This is a genomic window from Stenotrophomonas sp. SbOxS2, assembly GCF_013416715.1.
Taxonomy (GTDB): domain Bacteria; phylum Pseudomonadota; class Gammaproteobacteria; order Xanthomonadales; family Xanthomonadaceae; genus Stenotrophomonas; species Stenotrophomonas lactitubi.
Window position 1 is genome coordinate 552,714 of sequence record NZ_JAAVXD010000003.1, and the last position, 15,913, is coordinate 568,626.

General features: G+C 66.5%; 15 protein-coding genes. 9 read left to right on the top strand and 6 right to left on the bottom strand.

Features of this window, described 5'->3' with window-relative positions:
- Window positions 1-36: 36 nt before the first annotated feature.
- From HFK18_RS07725 to HFK18_RS07735, 3 genes are all read left to right on the top strand, one after another.
- Window positions 37-1,113: an HlyD family secretion protein gene (locus HFK18_RS07725; RefSeq protein ID WP_218946582.1), complete on the top strand. Its 1,077-nt coding sequence runs from the start codon at window positions 37-39 to the stop codon at window positions 1,111-1,113.
- Window positions 1,110-2,699, top strand: coding sequence for a DHA2 family efflux MFS transporter permease subunit (locus HFK18_RS07730; protein WP_180165539.1), 1,590 nt, complete (start codon window positions 1,110-1,112; stop codon window positions 2,697-2,699). The genes HFK18_RS07725 and HFK18_RS07730 overlap by 4 nt, the downstream gene beginning before the upstream one ends.
- Window positions 2,700-3,045: 346 nt before the next feature.
- Window positions 3,046-3,477: a CBS domain-containing protein gene (locus HFK18_RS07735; RefSeq protein ID WP_180165548.1), complete on the top strand. Its 432-nt coding sequence runs from the start codon at window positions 3,046-3,048 to the stop codon at window positions 3,475-3,477.
- A gap of 92 nt (window positions 3,478-3,569) precedes the next feature.
- Here HFK18_RS07735 and HFK18_RS07740 read toward each other — a convergent pair whose 3' ends face one another.
- Window positions 3,570-3,998, bottom strand: coding sequence for a VOC family protein (locus HFK18_RS07740; RefSeq protein WP_025877330.1), 429 nt, complete (start codon window positions 3,996-3,998; stop codon window positions 3,570-3,572).
- A 125-nt stretch (window positions 3,999-4,123) separates the two neighbouring features.
- Window positions 4,124-4,642, bottom strand: coding sequence for a lactoylglutathione lyase (gene gloA, locus HFK18_RS07745; protein ID WP_180165550.1), 519 nt, complete (start codon window positions 4,640-4,642; stop codon window positions 4,124-4,126).
- Window positions 4,643-4,768: 126 nt separating this feature from the next.
- On the opposite strand from gloA, the gene HFK18_RS07750 reads away from it, so the two are divergent.
- Complete coding sequence (locus tag HFK18_RS07750) at window positions 4,769-5,881, top strand: PLP-dependent cysteine synthase family protein (protein ID WP_180165552.1); 1,113 nt, start codon at window positions 4,769-4,771, stop codon at window positions 5,879-5,881.
- Window positions 5,882-5,978: 97 nt separating this feature from the next.
- Here the strand turns inward: HFK18_RS07750 and HFK18_RS07755 are convergent, their stop codons facing one another.
- A complete protein-coding gene (locus HFK18_RS07755) occupies window positions 5,979-6,383 on the bottom strand; it encodes a hypothetical protein (RefSeq protein WP_180165554.1) in 405 nt (134 codons plus the stop codon).
- A 170-nt stretch (window positions 6,384-6,553) separates the two neighbouring features.
- Between HFK18_RS07755 and HFK18_RS07760 the strand changes: the two genes are divergently transcribed.
- On the top strand, window positions 6,554-8,584 hold the full coding sequence (locus HFK18_RS07760; protein ID WP_180165556.1) for a M3 family metallopeptidase: 2,031 nt from the start codon (window positions 6,554-6,556) through the stop codon (window positions 8,582-8,584).
- 134 nt (window positions 8,585-8,718) lie between these two features.
- On the opposite strand, the gene HFK18_RS07765 is transcribed toward HFK18_RS07760, so the two are convergent.
- Both HFK18_RS07765 and HFK18_RS07770 read right to left on the bottom strand, forming a co-directional pair.
- The gene (locus HFK18_RS07765) at window positions 8,719-9,519 is read right to left on the bottom strand and encodes an SDR family oxidoreductase (RefSeq protein ID WP_180165558.1); all 801 of its coding nucleotides are present in this window, start codon (window positions 9,517-9,519) and stop codon (window positions 8,719-8,721) included.
- Entirely contained in the window at window positions 9,516-10,082 is a 567-nt protein-coding gene (locus HFK18_RS07770; RefSeq protein WP_180165560.1) for a DUF1415 domain-containing protein, read from the bottom strand. Before HFK18_RS07770 ends, HFK18_RS07765 begins: the two co-directional genes overlap by 4 nt.
- Before the next feature lie 195 nt (window positions 10,083-10,277).
- On the opposite strand from HFK18_RS07770, the gene HFK18_RS07775 reads away from it, so the two are divergent.
- The 3 genes from HFK18_RS07775 to HFK18_RS07785 all read left to right on the top strand — a co-directional run bounded on the left by HFK18_RS07775 (window position 10,278) and on the right by HFK18_RS07785 (window position 14,330).
- On the top strand, window positions 10,278-11,744 hold the full coding sequence (locus HFK18_RS07775; RefSeq protein ID WP_180165562.1) for a benzaldehyde dehydrogenase: 1,467 nt from the start codon (window positions 10,278-10,280) through the stop codon (window positions 11,742-11,744).
- A 17-nt stretch (window positions 11,745-11,761) separates the two neighbouring features.
- Complete coding sequence (locus HFK18_RS07780) at window positions 11,762-12,889, top strand: NAD(P)-dependent alcohol dehydrogenase (protein WP_180165564.1); 1,128 nt, start codon at window positions 11,762-11,764, stop codon at window positions 12,887-12,889.
- Window positions 12,890-13,238: 349 nt separating this feature from the next.
- Entirely contained in the window at window positions 13,239-14,330 is a 1,092-nt protein-coding gene (locus HFK18_RS07785) for a helix-turn-helix domain-containing protein (RefSeq protein WP_257216092.1), read from the top strand.
- 38 nt (window positions 14,331-14,368) lie between these two features.
- On the opposite strand, the gene HFK18_RS07790 is transcribed toward HFK18_RS07785, so the two are convergent.
- Window positions 14,369-14,851: a YajQ family cyclic di-GMP-binding protein gene (locus tag HFK18_RS07790; RefSeq protein WP_089236993.1), complete on the bottom strand. Its 483-nt coding sequence runs from the start codon at window positions 14,849-14,851 to the stop codon at window positions 14,369-14,371.
- 83 nt (window positions 14,852-14,934) lie between these two features.
- Between HFK18_RS07790 and HFK18_RS07795 the strand changes: the two genes are divergently transcribed.
- Window positions 14,935-15,831, top strand: coding sequence for a DMT family transporter (locus HFK18_RS07795; protein ID WP_089236991.1), 897 nt, complete (start codon window positions 14,935-14,937; stop codon window positions 15,829-15,831).
- Window positions 15,832-15,913 lie beyond the last annotated feature (82 nt).

Here is a 15,913-nt window from a genome sequence, read left to right on the forward strand (position 1 = left end):
GGCGCACCCGTTCGTTCGCCCCACTCCCTCCTGCGGATGAAGCGCAGGCCCATCGTCATCGGCGCAATCGTGCTGCTCGTCCTGGCCGGCAGCGGTGCCGGCCTGCGCTGGTGGACAGTAGGCCGCTTCCAGGTCAGCACCGACAACGCCTACGTCAGGGCCGACATCGTAACGGTCAATCCACGAATCGCTGGTTACATCGCCACGGTCCGGGTGCGCGACAACCAGCACGTGGCCGAGGGTGAGATTCTGGCCACGCTGGACGATCGGGACTATCGCTCGCGTCTGCTCCAGGCCGAGGGCGCGGTCGCAGTGGCGACGGCGCAGGTAAGGGCGCAGCAGGCGGCCATCGCCAACCTCGACGCGCAGAGCACGCGGCAGCAGAGCGTGATTGCCGCTGCTGCGGCAGATCTGCGGGCGCACCAGGCAGATCTCCGCCAGGCCGCCCAGGCCTATCGCCGGGAACGTCTGCTTGCCGACCAGCAGGCATCGGATGCGAAGCACCTGGAGGCCGCAGATGCCAGCGCACAGCGCACTGCAGCGAACGCGGATGCTGCGCGCGCTGCGGTGGCTGCCAGCACGGCTTACACCAAGGTACTGGTGACCGAGCGTGAGCGCGCGAGCGCCGCGCTTGACCAGGCGCAGGGAGCATTGGTGCAGGCCCAGGCAGGTCTGGCCCTTGCCGCCCTTGACCTGGAACACACGGTGATCCGCGCACCGCAGGCCGGAACGGTCGGTCAACGCAGCTTGCGGATGGGGGATTACGTTGGTGCCGGCGCACCGCTGATGGCGATCGTGCCGGACCAGATCTACATCGTCGCCAACTACAAGGAGGTGCAGCTGGAACGCGTGGCGCCGGGCCAGCCTGTGGAGATCGAGGTCGATGCACTCGGCGGACGCGCATTGAAAGGACGCGTGGAGAGCTTCGCCCCTGCCTCCGGCGCACAGTTCGCGCTGTTGCCGCCCGACAACGCGACCGGGAACTTCACCAAGATTGTCCAGCGCATGTCGGTACGTATCACCGTGGATGCCGGCCAGGCCAAGCTGTCGTTCCTGCGGCCGGGGATGTCGGTGGTGGCGGCCATCGACACACGCAAGGATCGCGCGCCATGAGCGCCACCATGGCAACCCCTGCCGAGGATGCAGTATCACTGCGTGCGTGGGTCGCGGTGATCGGTGGTGTGGTTGGCTGCTTCATGGCGGGCATGAACGTGCACGTCACCAATGCGTCGCTGCCGGATGTGCGCGGATCGTTGGGTGCCACCTTCGAGGAAGGATCGTGGATCACCACGGCCTATCTTGTCGCGGAGATCATCGTCATTCCGTTGGCGGCCTGGCTGGCATCGGTTTTCACCGTGCGCCGCGTGCTGATGGTGGGGGCCGCAGGCTTCGTGCTCTTCTCGATGGCCTGCTCGCTCGCACCCAACATCAACGCGATGATCCTGGCGCGCACGCTGCAGGGCGCGTTCGGCGGCGTGCTGATCCCACTCTCGTTCCAGCTCATCGTGACCGAGCTGCCATCATCAAAACACCCGTTTGGCATGGCGTTGTTCGCCATTGCCAACAACGTGGCGCAGGCGGCGGGGCCATCGCTCGGCGGTTGGCTGACGGATGTCTATTCGTGGCGGGCGATCTTCTATCTGCAGGTGCCGCCCGGCCTGCTGCTGCTGGCTGCCATCGGCTGGTCGATCCGGCCGCAGCCGATGGCACTGCACAAGTTCCGGACCGGCGACTGGGGCGGCATCATCGCCATGGCCCTGGGCTTGTCCGCGCTGCAGATCATGCTGGAGGAGGGCGGTCGCAAGGACTGGTTCTCTTCGACGTTCATCATCGAGGCAGCGCTCATTGCCGCAGTGGGCCTGGTGGCGTTCGTCGCCATCGAGCTGCGCCGCAGCGAGCCGTTCCTCAACCTGCGGCTGCTTTCCCGCTACAACTTCGGGTTGGCCAGCCTGATGCAGTTCACCTTCGGCGCGGTGGTGTTCGGGGTGGTGTTCCTCATCCCCAATTACTTTGCCGACGTGCATGGTTACAACGCGCGTCAGATCGGGTTGACCATGATTCCGTACGGCATCGTGCAGTTCATCATGTCCTTCGCCACGCCGCCGCTGATGAAGCGCACCAGCGTGCGGACCGTCATCGTGCTGGGCTTCGTCATCATGGCGGTGGGCTGCCTGATGAACATCCACCTGGATGCCAACGCGGCAAGCAACGTCATCGTGCCGTCGTTGATCGTGCGTGGCATCGGCCAATCGCTGATCGTGGTCGCACTCAGTGTGATGGCCGTGGAAGGGCTGGAACGCGCTGAGCTCGGCTCGGCGGCCGGCGTGTTCCCGATGGTGCGCAATGTGGGGGGCGCGATCGGTATCGCCGTGGCCAGTCAATTCATCGTGACACGGGAGCGGCTGCATGCGTTGCACATCGGGGAATCGGTCACATCCTTCGCGCCAGCGACCCAGGCGCGCGTGGTCGAGCTGGTCAGGATGCTGGCCAAAGCCCCCATGGACAGCGCAACCGCTCTGTTCGGCAATGGACATGCACTGGAACGGCAGCAGGCGTTCGCGATCCTGGACAGGATCGTTCATCGTGAGGCATTGCTGTTGGCCTACAGCGATGCCTTCCTTGTGGCAGGCATTGCCATGCTTGCCTGTGCGGCTGGCAGTCTGATGCTTCGTGGCAGGAAGCATGTCCGCCCAGGGTGAGGACCGGTGTTGGCAATCGGCAAACTTTAGGGCTCCCTGCAAGCAGCATTCAGCGGCGGTTTCACCCACGGTGCCATTCTCTGGATCGTTGGCCGGTTCCCACGACAATCTGTCCCATCGATGCCGCTAGTGACCGATGGACGCAGTCGTAGAATCGAGTTGACCGAGATCCGGGTTGAGCCGTTGAATCCGCCTCGTTCGCGTTGCAGCACCTAGCCCGCCTGCTGGCGAAATGCCAGATCCGGCAAAGTGCGCCAGACGTGCGCTGAAGGGTCTGTTCCCGGGGAGGGGGCGAATCGGCAGAGCACACTTTTTTGACTTCAGTGACCTGCACCAGGAAACAAGAATGAACGTCCGCGAGCTCCTGCAATCCAAGAAAGAAGCTGTCATCACCATCGACACGGAAGACACGATCGGTGCCGCCGCGCACAAGATGAGCGCGAACAGGATCGCTGCACTGGTAGTGATGAAGGATGATGCCCCGGTCGGCATCATTTCCGAAAAGGACATCGTCCGCAGCCTGGCCGATGATGGTCCGCAGGCCGGCCGACGGGTGATTTCCAGCCTGCCGTCCACCGGTCTGGAAGGCATTGCGCCGGACGCCACGTTGAAGCAGGCCATGTCCCTGATGACCTACTCGCGTCGTCGCCACCTGATGGTCACCGATGGCAACCAGCTGGTCGGCATCCTCAGCCTGGGTGACATCGTGAAGAACCTGCTGGGCGAGCTGGAGCTGGAAAAGGCCGTGCTGCAGGACATCTACATGGCGGCCCACTGAGGCCTGCGCAGTGCGATGAGATGAAGCCGGGCATTGCCCGGCTTCGTCGTTGGTAGCGCCGGGCCATGCCCGGCGAGCGCGTAGCGCAGGAATCAGAAGCTGACCTTGACCGAATCGGCGCTGTAGTTCGCCGGGCCGTGGTAGACCACCTCGATGTTGTTGCCATCCGGATCGAGCACGAAGGCGCCGTAGTAGCCGGGATGGTAAGGGCGCTCGCCGGGCGCACCGTTGTCCTTGCCACCCGCAGCCAGCGCAGCGCTGTGGAAAGCATCGACGGTGGCGGTATCGCGGGCCTGGAAGGCCAGGTGGTGGCGACCGGTCAGCTGGCCGGCAGCGGCCTCGCTGCTGGCGCTGGAAATGAACAGCTCGTCGGCCCAGAAGTAGTCATCGCCTTCACCGGCCACCGGGATGCCGATCGTGTCGAACACCGCCTGATAGAAGCGGCGGCTGGCGGCCAGATCGCGCACGACCAGCTGGATGTGGTCGATCAGGCGGCCACGGTGCAGTTCCATCGTTTCCATACGAACCTCGCAAAAAAGGGGGGCGGAGTCGGTAGCGCCGGGCCGTACCCGGCGAGCGCGCAGCGCGGCCTGCTCAAGGCCGCCGGGCATGGCCCGGCGCTACCGGAATTGTGCCCCTTTCTGGGTCAGGCGTTGGAGATGATCTCGACCCAGTAGCCGTCCGGGTCCTTGATGAAGGCGAGGTTCTTCATGCGGCCGTCGGTCAGGCGCTTCTGGAAGGTGACGCCCAGGGCTTCGAAGCGCTGGCAGGCCGCTTCGATGTCCGGCACCGACACGCAGATGTGGCCGAAGCCGCGCGGGTCGCTGTTGCCGTCATGGTAGACCGCGCCGTCCTGGTTCTCGGTGCCATGGTTGTGGGTCAGTTCCAGCACGCCCGGCAGGCCGGCCATCCACAGGCGGCGGGTGTTGTCATCTTCCGGCACCGTGGCGCCGGCCGGAACATAGGCCAGGAAGTACAGGCTGAACTGGGCTTCGGCGAAGTCGCGCTTGTCGATCAGCTGGTAGCCGAGCACGCGGGTGTAGAAGTCCAGCGAGGCAGTGGCGTCCTTGACCCGCAGCATGGTGTGGTTGAAGACGAAACCGGTGGTTTCGGCCGGGGCCTGGGCGGCGACGCCGGGGACATCGCGCAGGGCGGGAATGGTCATGGGGGAGGTCCTTCAGACAAGGCCGTTGCCGGCCGGATGGGCGTCATTCTACGGGCCGGCAGCTGACGGCACCGCGACGTACAATGGCCGGATCGCACCGTTCCGTCCTGATGACCATTGCCCGCCATGTCGCAGCGTGAATGGGTGGCCGCCGCCATCCGCAAGATCGAAGCCGATTTCAACCGTTCCGCCGATACCCACCTGATCCCGCTGGCCTTGCCCGGGTTCGATGGCATCGAGGTATACCTGAAGGATGAATCGAGCCATCCCACCGGCAGCCTCAAGCACCGGCTGGCGCGCTCGCTGTTCCTGTATGCGCTGGCCAACGGTTGGCTGCGCGAAGGGCGGCCGGTGATAGAGGCCTCCAGCGGCTCGACCGCCGTGTCCGAGGCCTACTTCGCGCGACTGCTCGGCCTGCCGTTCATCGCGGTGATGCCGGCCACGACATCGCCGGAGAAGATCGCGGCGATCGAATTCCACGGCGGCCGCTGCCATCTGGTCGAGCGCGCCTGCGACCTCAACTGCGATTCGGAAAAGCTGGCCCGCGAAACCGGCGGCCACTTCATGGACCAGTTCACCTATGCCGAGCGCGCCACCGACTGGCGTGCCAACAACAACATCGCCGAATCCATCTTCAAGCAGATGGCCGAGGAGCCCAGCCCGATTCCGGACTGGATCGTGTGCAGCCCCGGCACCGGCGGTACGGCCGCAACGCTCGGCCGCTACGTCAGCTATCGCCGGCACGACACCCGCATCCTGTGTGCGGACCCGGAAGTCTCGGTGTTCTTCGACGGCTACCAGGCCGCCCTGGCCGGTGGCAACGAGTGGCGCGGCATGACCTGCAACGGCGGTTCGCGGGTGGAAGGCATCGGCCGGCCGCGGGTGGAGTCGAGCTTCATTCCGACCAGTGTCGACGCCATGGTGAAGGTGCCCGATGCCCTGAGCCTTGCCGCGATGCGCCACGTCAGCCGCCAGCTGGGGCGCCGCGTCGGTGGCTCCACCGGCACCAATTTCATCGGCGTGCTGCAGGCCGCGCAGTGGATGCGCGAGGCTGGCCGCCAGGGCAGCATCGTCAGCATCCTGTGCGACAGCGGCGATCGCTACGCGCACAGCTATTACGACCCTGCCTGGTATGTGCGGCAGGGAATCGATGTGGAAACCGCCGACGCGCAGGTGGCGGCGGCAGCGGCCGGGCAGGGCCTGCCTGGATTGCCGTGGTGCAGCCTGGAAGCGCTGTAAGCCCGTCAGGCATCCGCCGGGCATGGCCCGGCGCTACCAGGACAGGTCGGCAGCGCCGGGCCATGCCCGGCGAGCGCAGCGGCGCATTGGATCGCGCTCAATACCCCGCGGCCATGAAGGCATCCAGTACCGCATCGCGCAGGGCATCGGGCAGGGCCTCGATCTCCACGGCGCGGTCGTCCAGGTGCAGGCGCGGGTCCAGGCTGCTGGCCCGGCCCTGGGCCAGGGCCTGCAGCCACAGCAGCACGCAGATGACGAACTCGCGCTCGTGGCCCAGCCGCACCTGGCTGGCACCGCGTTCGATCACCTCGAACGGATACCATTCCTGCTCGTCGCTGAACCTGCCGCCCTGGTGTTGCAGTGCCTGCAGCTGCTGCAGGTGGCGCGGCGCATCGTCGCCCGCATCGCACAGCGCGGCGATCCAGGCCAGTTCGGTCGGGCTGGCCGACAGCGCCAGCGATGGTGAACGTACTGCGGATGGAGCTGGAGCCAGACCTTCCATGTGGGGCCTCCTCGACACGTTCCGCTGCGGTCTCCCCCGCGCCGCAAGCTTCAGCCGACGGCCGTAAGGCCGACGTGAACAATGGCCTGCCGCCCCTTGTCTGCCAGCCCGGCAAGCGCCATATCGATCTGGCTGCCCGCGCTGCCGGGCCCGTACTCTGGAGACCTGCCGTGACCGTTGCCAACCCCCTGCTCGATTTTTCCGGCCTGCCGCGCTTCGAGGCGATCCGCCCCGAGCATGTGGCGCCGGCGCTGGACGTGCTGCTGGCGCAGGCCGAGGCGGCGGTCAGCGCTGCCGAGCAGGTGCAGCCGGTCAGCTGGCAGACCTTCGTTACCCCGCTGGACGATGCCACCGAACGCCTGTGGCGCGCCTGGGGCCTGGTCGGCCACCTGCAGGGCGTGATCAACACCCCCGAGCTGCGCGAGGCGTACAACAGCAACCTGCCGCGGGTGACCCGCTTCGCCAGTGCGCTGGGCCAGAACCTGGCGTTGTACCGCCAGTATCAGGCCCTGGCTGCCAGCACCGAGGCGGCCGGTTTCGACGAGGCGCGCCGCAAGGTGCTGGACAACACCCTGCGTGATTTCCGCCTGGGCGGTGCGGAACTGGATGCGGACGCGCAGCAGCGTTTCGCGGCGATCAAGGAAGAACTGTCGGCGCTGTCGGCGAAGTTCTCGCAGAACGTGCTCGATGCCACCGATGCGTGGTCGCTGATCGTCGAAGACTCGGCGCGCCTGGCTGGCGTGCCGGACGACGTGAAGGCTGCTGCACGCGCCGCTGCGGAAAAAGACGGCAAGGCGGGCTGGAAGCTGACCCTGCAGATGCCGTGCTACCTGCCGGTGCAGACCTGGGGAGAAGACCGGGACCTGCGCGAGATCCTGTACCGCGCCAGCGCGCAGCGCGCTTCCGAGTTCGGCGACGATGCACTGGACAACGGCGGCAACATCGATCGCATCCTTGCACTGCGTGCCGAGTTGGCTGCGTTGCTGGGCTTTGATTCCTACGCCGACTATTCGGTAGCCACCAAGATGGCCAAGGACCCCGCCGAAGTGCTGGGCTTCCTGCGTGACTTGGCTGCGCGCGCCAAGCCGTTCGCGGCCAAGGACCGTGCCGAGCTGGAGCAGTTCGCCCGCGAGCATCTCGGTATCGACAGCCTGCAGGCCTGGGATCTGGCGTTCGCCGCCGACCGGCTGAAGCAGGCGCGTTACAGCTATTCCGAGCAGGAAGTGAAGCAGTACTTCACCGAACCCAAGGTGCTGGGCGGCCTGTTCTCGGTGATCGAACAGCTGTACGGCCTGCGCGTGCAGGAAGACAGCGCGCCGGTCTGGCACGAGGACGTGCGCTTCTTCCGCCTGGTGGACGCGCAGGGTAATCTGGTGGGCCAGTTCTACCTGGACCTCTACGCGCGCGAAGGCAAGCGCGGTGGTGCGTGGATGGACGATTGCCGCAACCGCCGCGAGCGCGCCGATGGCAGCGTGCAGACGCCGCTGGTGTACCTGGTGTGCAACTTCGGCCGTGGTGCCGACGGCAAGCCGGCGACCTTCAGCCATAACGAAGTGACCACGCTGTTCCATGAAATGGGCCACGGCCTGCATCAGTTGCTGACCCGTATCGGCGAGCTGGGCGTGGCCGGCATCAACGGCGTGGAGTGGGATGCGGTCGAGCTGCCGAGCCAGTTCATGGAGAACTTCTGCTGGGAATGGGACCACCTGCAGGGCATGACCGCGCATGTGGACAGCGGTGAGCCGCTGCCGCGCGCGCTGTACGAGCGCATGCTGGCCGCACGCAATTTCCACAGCGGCATGGCGACCGTGCGCCAGCTCGAATTCGGCCTGTTCGACATGCTGCTGCACAGTCAGTTCGAAGCAGCGCAGGACAGCGTGCTGGCACTGCTTGAGCGCGTGCGTGCGGAGGTGGCGGTGAACCATCCGCCGAGCTGGAATCGCTTCCCGCATCAGTTCAGCCACATCTTCGCCGGTGGTTATGCTGCCGGTTACTACAGCTACAAGTGGGCCGAAGTGCTGAGCGCCGATGCCTACGCCGCGTTCGAGGAAGCGCCGCAGGCGCTGGCTGCAACCGGCGCGCGTTTCCGCGACGAGGTGCTGTCGCGTGGCGGCAGTCGTCCGGCCGCCGAGAACTTCAAGGCGTTCCGCGGCCGTGCGCCGCAGATCGATGCGCTGCTGCGACATTCCGGCATGGCGTGAGTACGCTACCGTCATCCACGCATGGCGTGGATCTACTGGAAATCGATGCCTGATGCCCTGGTAGGTGCCAACCTTGGTTGGCACGGGAACCATGCCAACCAAGGTTGGCATCTACCGGGTGTCGTGGCCCGGGATCACTCGGCGTAGATCATCTTCCGGGTCATGCCGCCGTCGACGATGAAATCCTGGCCGGTGCTGAATCCGGACAACGAGGACAGCAGGTACACCGCCAGCGCGCCGATATCTTCCGGTTGCCCGACCCGGCCCACCGGATGCTGGGCATGGTCGCTGGCCGAATACTGCGGTACGTGCCGGCGCGACGGCGCCTGCCAGGCATCGGTGCTGATCCAGCCGGGGCTGATGCTGTTCACCCGCACCGCCGGTCCGGCACTGATCGCAAGCGCATGGGTGAAGGCCACCAGGCCACCCTTGGCCGCTGCGTAGGCTTCGCTGTGCGGTTCGGACTGCCAGGCGCGCGTCGATGCGATGTTGATGATCGCGCCTGCATCGACCGACAGCGCCGGCAACGCATGCTTGCTGCACAGGAACGCACCATGCAGCGACGAAAGCCGACGTTGCCATTCTTCCCAGTCCATGTCCTGCAGCAGGGTGCCGTGCGGCCCGGCGATGCCCGCATTGTTGACCAGGCCATCGATGCGGCCGAAGCGTTGCAGGGCCACCGCGATGAAGCCGCGCACACTGGTTTCGTCGGTGATGTCCAGCCGCTGGAACGCCGCATCATCGCCGCGCTGCCATTCGGCAAGGCAGGCCTGGCCTGCCTCCACATCCAGATCGCCGATCAGCACGCGGCCGCCGGCCCCGAGCACCGCCTGGGCGATGCCGCGGCCGATGCCATTGGCACCACCGGTGACCAGCACGACCCTGCCGCGCAGCGGCGCAACCGGCCAGGTGGCAATCGGCGGCACCGTGCTCATGACAGGTCGTCACCGCGCAGGCGACGGTGCCAGCCCTCAACACCGATCCGGTCCAGGGTCTGGATGTTGCGCTCGACGATCACGTCCGGATCCGGGTAGACATCCACCGCGCGTTCCACGCTGTCTTCGCGCAGCAGGTGCAGGGTGGGGTAGGGCGCGCGGTTGGTGTAGTTGCTGGCGTCATCGGCGGCGACACCATCGAACTGATAATCCGGATGGAAGCTGGCCACCTGCAGGATGCCCTGCAGGTCCAGCGCCTCGATCGCCGCATCGGCGTTGTCGAGGAAGTCGTTGTAGTCGAGGAAGTCGGTCAGCACCTGCGGGTGCACGATCAGGGTGGTATCGATCTGCTCGGCCGGCGTGTCGCGCAGCAGCACCAGTTCTTCGGCCAGTTCTTCCACCAGGGCTTCCGGTGTGGTCGCGTCGCTCAGCACGATGCGGACCTGGTCTTTCACGTACACCGCCTTGGCGAACGGGCACAGGTTCAGGCCGATGACGATGCGCTCCAGCCACAGGCGGGTGGCGGCGATCGGGTCATCGGTGGGCAGGGGGGTGTCGGTCATGGCGGGCGCATCGGCTGGCGTGGGTGGCCATTGTAGGCGTGCCGGTGCGGGGGCGCCGTTCACTGTGCAGGAACTGGACAACGGCGATGCTGGAAATTCCCATCGATTCAATCCCTTGCCGATATCACGCCAATGGCCGATTGCCGACGCAGCGGGCCAGGCGTGCAATGGCGGCACGACACAGGAGGACTTCACATGACTGCATCTTCCCCATGGCTGCCGGACGCACTCTGGTCAGGCGCCTTCTTCGATGGTCAATGGAGCGCCGCTGAGCAGCGCCAGCCGGTGATCGAACCCGCCACCGGGCAGTCGCTTGGTGAGATCGGCCTGGCCGACGCGGCGCAGGTCGCGCGTTCGGCTGCCGCTGCGGCGCAGGCACAACAGGCATGGGCGGCGGCGCCATACGAACAGCGCGCCGAGGTGCTGCGCAAGGCTGCACGCCTGGCCGAGGAAAACATCGACACGCTGGTCGACTGGATGGTCCGCGAAAGCGGCTCCACCCGCCTGAAGGCCGGCTTCGAGGCCAAGGTGACCATCAAGGCACTGCATGAGGCCGCCGCACTCCCTTCGCGCAGCGTGGGGGAAATCCTGCCGTCCGAGCCCGGCAGGCTGAATCTGGCGCGGCGTCGTCCCCTCGGCGTGGTGGGGGTGATCTCACCGTTCAATTTCCCGCTGTACCTGGCGATGCGCGCGGTGGCCCCGGCCATCGCTCTCGGTAATGCCGTGGTGCTCAAGCCCGATCCGCGCACGGCGGTGTGCGGTGGTGCGGTGATCGCACGCCTGTTCGAACAGGCCGGTCTTCCGCAGGGTGTGCTGCACATGTTGCCCGGCGACGGCGCCGCTGGTGCCGCGCTGACCAGTGATCCGCATGTGGCGATGATCCAGTTCACCGGCTCGACGGCGGCGGGACGCAAGGTCGGCGAAGCCGCCGGCAAGCATCTGAAAAAAGTGTCACTGGAGCTGGGTGGCAAGAACGCGCTGATCATCCTCGACGATGCCGATCTGGATCTGGCCGTGGCCAACACCGCCTGGGGCGTGTACCTGCACCAGGGTCAGATCTGCATGGCCACCGGCCGTGTGCTGGTACAGCGAAGCATCCATCAGGCGTTCCTGCAGAAGCTGGTGGCCAAGGCGAAGTCGCTGAAGGTGGGCGACCCGGCACGCGAGGACGTGGCGCTGGGGCCACTGATCAATGCCGCGCAACGCGACCATGCGGCGCGCGTGGTCGACGACGCAGTGAAGGCCGGTGCGTCCCTTGAAACCGGCGGCACCTACCAGGACCTGTTCTTCGCACCGACCGTGCTCGGCAACGTCAGCGCGGACAATCCGGCCTTCAACGAAGAGATCTTCGCGCCGGTGGCGGTGGTGGTGCCGTTCGATGACGACGACGAAGCCGTGCGCCTGGCCAATGACAGCGAGTACGGCCTGTCGATGGCGATCGTCTCCCGCAATGTCGGCCGCGCGCTGAAGCTGGGCGAGCGCCTGCGTACCGGGCTGCTGCACATCAACGACCAGACCGTTAACGATGAGGTCATCAATCCCTTCGGCGGGGTCGGGGCGTCCGGCAACGGCACCAGCATCGGCGGCCCGGCCAACGTGGAGGAATTCACCCAGTGGCAATGGATGACGGTCAAGGGCGAAGCCCCGGCCTATCCCATCTGATCGAGGAGAACGCAACGATGAGCAGCAACAGTGGATCGCGTGACATCACCGCCGCCGTGGTGCGCGGCAAGGAACAGCCCTTCGTCATCGAGCAGGCGCGCCTGCGCGGCCCGCAGGACGACGAAGTGCTGGTGAAGATCGTGGCGACCGGGCTGTGCCACACCGACCTGATCGTGCGTGACCAGTACTATCCAGTGCCGCTGCCGGCGGTGCTGGGCCATGAGGGCGCGGGCATCGTCGAGGCGGTCGGCCCCAACGTGCGTGAACTGAAGGCCGGCGACCACGTGGTGCTGACCTACGGCCAGTGCGGCCACTGCAATCCCTGTCGTGGTGGACATGGTGCGTATTGCCGCGATTTCTTCGCGCTGAACTTCGGTGGCGTTGATGGCCACGGCCATACCGCCATCACCGATGCACAGGGCCAGCCGTTGCACGATCACTTCTTTGCACAGTCATCGTTTGCCACGTTTGCGTTGGCGCGCGAGATCAACGCGATCAAGGTGCCTGAGGATGCGCCGCTGGAGCTGCTCGGCCCGCTGGGCTGCGGTATCCAGACCGGTGCCGGTGCGGTGCTCAACTCGCTGCAGGTGCGATCGGGCAGCAGCTTCGCCAGCTATGGCGCCGGTGCGGTCGGCCTGAGCGCGGTGATGGCGGCCAGGGTCGCCGGTGCCACCACCATCATCGCCATCGACGTGGTGCCCTCGCGGTTGCAGCTGGCCATGGAGCTGGGTGCTACCCACGTGGTCAACAGCCGCGAGACCGATGTGATCGAGGCCGTGCGTGCGATCACCGGTGGCGGCGCCGATTTCGCGCTGGAATCCACTGGTCGTCCGGAGGTTCTCTCCGCAGGTATCGAGGCGCTGGGCGGGCTGGGCATGATGGGCGTGGTTGGCGCGCCGAAATTGGGCACCACCGCCAGCTTCGATGTGAACAACCTGCTGCTGGGTGGTCGCAGCATCCGCGGCATCGTCGAGGGCGACAGCGTGCCGCAGGTGTTCATTCCGCAGCTGGTGACGCTGTACCAGCAGGGGCGCTTCCCGTTCGACAGGCTGGTGAAGTTCTATCCGCTGGAGCAGATCAACCAGGCGGCCGAGGACAGTACGCGGGGCATCACGCTGAAGCCGATCCTGCGGATCGCGGCGTGAGGTGAGGGTTTGCAGGGCTGCGCCCTGCAACCGCCGAATCGACGGCAACGGCAACGGCAACGGCAACGGCAACGGCAACGGCAACGGCAACGGCAAAAGCGGGTATTCCGTGGGATGGCGGGGTGGGTCCGGTGGCGGGGGACGCCGTGAACCCATCCCTGGGGGCTTGGCCGCGGCATCCATGCCGCGGACACCCCCGCGACCGGACCCACCCCGCCTTCGACAGATCTCCGCTGCTGTTGGTGGGTGTCGACCTTGGTCGACACCTGAATGCCTGACGAAAACGGAAACGCTCCGTTGCCGGGACGTAACGCGGGCATTGCGTGCGCGGGTGTACTCTGCGTCCATGATGGCCACGACAGTCGGGCAACAGCAGTTGGTGGCGGCGCGTGCCGCGTTCGCCGAGGGCGATGTGCAGTCGCTGGCGATGCTGCCCTTGCCGTTGCAGCAGTCCTGGCAGCGTTCGCATGCGGCCGGTGTGCGCCCCGGCCAGGAGCCGTACTACCCGCCATTGCAGGGCAACGGGCACCACCTGGAATCCCGCGACGATCGTCGCCTGGCACGTTGCGTGCAGCCCGAGCTGGAGCAGTTGTGGTCTGCGTTCGGTGCGCGGGGATGGACGATGTTCTGCGCCAACCGCGAGGGCATGGTGATCGTGCATCGCGCCCATGGCCTGGAAGATGCGCCGCTGCTGCGGCCGATCCAGGTGGGCCGGCGGCTGGGCGAGGCCGAGATCGGCACCACCGCGCCTGCGGTCAGCCTGGCCGACGACATGCCCGCCCTGGTGCGCGGCAACGAACACTATCTGCAGCGGTTTGCCCCCGTGTTCTGCCTGAGTGAGCCGCTGCATGACCTGCAGGGGCAGGTCTGCGGTGCGATCGACATCACCGGCTTGGGGGAACGCGACCCGGCATTGCTGCAGGGCTATTTCCGGCAGGCAGCGCTGGCCATCGAGAACCGCTTGATGCACACGCTCAGCGATGCGCATCTGCTGGCGGTGCAGCATGATCCGCGCTGGCTGGCATCACCGCTGCAGGGCCTGTTGGCGGTGCAGGAAGACGGCCAGTTACTTGCCGCCAACCGCGTCGCCCGGCGTCTGCTCGGACTGCCACGGCGTGGGCCGCTGCCGCTGCTTTCGCTGGACACGCTGTTTGCCGGCGCCAGCGCCGCACAGCGACGCCGACTGCTGCAGCCCGGTCCTGCGCATCGGGTGCGGCTGGGCGAGGGCAGTGCGGTCCATCTGCAGCATCTGCAGGCACCGCGCGCTGCACGGTCGCGTTCGCCGGCTACGGCCGCGGCACCTGTGCAGGCGGCGCCACTGCGTGACCAGCAGCGCGATGCAGCGCGCCGCGCCGCACGTGCCGCCGACGGCAACCTCAGCCTCGCTGCACGCCAGCTCGGAATCTCGCGGACAACGCTGTACAGACTGCTGCGCGAGTGAGGCCGGCAACCGGGGCCGGCGCTACACCCCGGCGTCGATCAATCGCGGAAGTTGTTGAACTGCAGCGGCAGTTCGAACTTGCCGGCCTTCAGCACGGCGATGGCGTCCTGCAGGTCGTCGCGCTTCTTGCCCATCACCCGCAGCTTGTCGCCGTTGATCTGGGTTTCCACCTTCAGCTTGGCTTCCTTCAGCGCCGCAGCGATCTTCTTGGCGATCTTCTGCTCGATGCCCTGCTTGACGGTGATCTTCTGCCGGGCCTGCGCCAGGTTGGTTTCCACGTCGCCATATTCCAGGCTGAGCACGTCGATGCTGCGGGCGGCCAGGCGTGCACGCAGGATGTCGTTCATCTGCTTGAGCTGGAACTCGCTCGGCGCGGACTGGGTGATCACTTCACCCTCGCGCTCGAACCTGGCGTCCACGCCCTTGAAGTCGAAGCGGGTGGCAAGCTCGCGGTTGGCCTGGTCGAGCGCATTGGTCAGTTCGTGGGTGTCGACTTCGGACACAACGTCGAAGGAAGGCATGGGCGTTACTCCGCAGAAATCAGTGGTGCTCATTCTATCGTGCCGGTCGCGGCGGCAACGCCCGCGGTCGGTGATAATGGGCCATGAACCTGCAACGCTCCCCTTCGCGCGCCGTGGCCTGGATGGTCGCGGCTGTCGCCTGTTTCTCGCTGATGGACGCCGGCATGAAGCAGCTTTCGGCCAGCTATCCCTCGCTGGAGGTGACCTTCCTGCGGGGTGTGGCGTCGCTGCCCTTCGTGCTGGTCTGGGTACTGGCCAGTGCCGGGCCACGCTCGCTCATTCCGCGCCGCTGGGGCCTGCACCTGCTGCGCGGCGGGCTGGGCATGGCGATGATCGGCTGCTTCGTGTTCGCCCTGCGCGACCTGCCGCTGTCCACCGCCTACACCATCTATTTCGTCGCGCCGCTGCTGATTGCTGCCTTGTCGGTGCCGCTGCTGGGCGAGCGGGTCGGGCCGCGGCGCTGGGTCGCCATCGGCATCGGCCTGGTCGGCGTGCTGGTGGTGCTGCGGCCGGGCGTGGGCGGTTTCATCTCGGTGCCGGGGCTGATGGTGCTGGCCGCTGCCACCGCCTATGCCATCGCCGCGATCACCGTCAGCCTGCTGACCCGCACCGATACCTCGCAGTCGATGGTGGTCTGGTTCCTGGTCATCATGGCCATCGGCGCCGGGCTGCTGGCGATCCCCGGCTGGGTGCCGCTGCAGATGGCGCATGCGCCGTTGATCGCCGGCATGGGCCTGGCCGGAGCGCTGGGCCAGATCGCGCTGACCAAGGCCTTCCAGCTGGGTGAGGCCTCGATGATCGCGCCGCTGGAGTACAGCGGCCTGGTCTGGGTTATCGGCTGGGATCTGGCGTTCTGGGGACAGCTGCCGGATGGCTACACCTGGGCGGGCGCGGCGATCATCGTCGCCTCGGGCCTGTATCTGCTGCACCGCGAGCGGGTGAACCGGCAGGAACCGCCTAAACCGTTGGACCATCCCTGAACCGGTGTGGCCGGGGAATGGGTCAGATCCCCGCAGGGGCTCTGGCCCCGGCCAATGCGCCGTTGCGAGCGACTTAGAACCA

What these genes read in the sequence shown, in the direction of transcription:
- HFK18_RS07740 (WP_025877330.1), bottom strand. Translation starts at nt 3,998, where the DNA reads ATGGAAACGATGGAACTGCACCGTGGCCGCCTGATCGACCACATCCAG.
- HFK18_RS07735 (WP_180165548.1), top strand. Translation starts at nt 3,046, where the DNA reads ATGAACGTCCGCGAGCTCCTGCAATCCAAGAAAGAAGCTGTCATCACC.
- HFK18_RS07755 (WP_180165554.1), bottom strand. Translation starts at nt 6,383, where the DNA reads ATGGAAGGTCTGGCTCCAGCTCCATCCGCAGTACGTTCACCATCGCTG.
- HFK18_RS07725 (WP_218946582.1), top strand. Translation starts at nt 37, where the DNA reads ATGAAGCGCAGGCCCATCGTCATCGGCGCAATCGTGCTGCTCGTCCTG.
- HFK18_RS07785 (WP_257216092.1), top strand. Translation starts at nt 13,239, where the DNA reads ATGGCCACGACAGTCGGGCAACAGCAGTTGGTGGCGGCGCGTGCCGCG.
- HFK18_RS07775 (WP_180165562.1), top strand. Translation starts at nt 10,278, where the DNA reads ATGACTGCATCTTCCCCATGGCTGCCGGACGCACTCTGGTCAGGCGCC.
- HFK18_RS07730 (WP_180165539.1), top strand. Translation starts at nt 1,110, where the DNA reads ATGAGCGCCACCATGGCAACCCCTGCCGAGGATGCAGTATCACTGCGT.
- HFK18_RS07750 (WP_180165552.1), top strand. Translation starts at nt 4,769, where the DNA reads ATGTCGCAGCGTGAATGGGTGGCCGCCGCCATCCGCAAGATCGAAGCC.
- HFK18_RS07765 (WP_180165558.1), bottom strand. Translation starts at nt 9,519, where the DNA reads ATGAGCACGGTGCCGCCGATTGCCACCTGGCCGGTTGCGCCGCTGCGC.
- HFK18_RS07780 (WP_180165564.1), top strand. Translation starts at nt 11,762, where the DNA reads ATGAGCAGCAACAGTGGATCGCGTGACATCACCGCCGCCGTGGTGCGC.
- HFK18_RS07770 (WP_180165560.1), bottom strand. Translation starts at nt 10,082, where the DNA reads ATGACCGACACCCCCCTGCCCACCGATGACCCGATCGCCGCCACCCGC.
- gloA (WP_180165550.1), bottom strand. Translation starts at nt 4,642, where the DNA reads ATGACCATTCCCGCCCTGCGCGATGTCCCCGGCGTCGCCGCCCAGGCC.
- HFK18_RS07795 (WP_089236991.1), top strand. Translation starts at nt 14,935, where the DNA reads ATGAACCTGCAACGCTCCCCTTCGCGCGCCGTGGCCTGGATGGTCGCG.
- HFK18_RS07790 (WP_089236993.1), bottom strand. Translation starts at nt 14,851, where the DNA reads ATGCCTTCCTTCGACGTTGTGTCCGAAGTCGACACCCACGAACTGACC.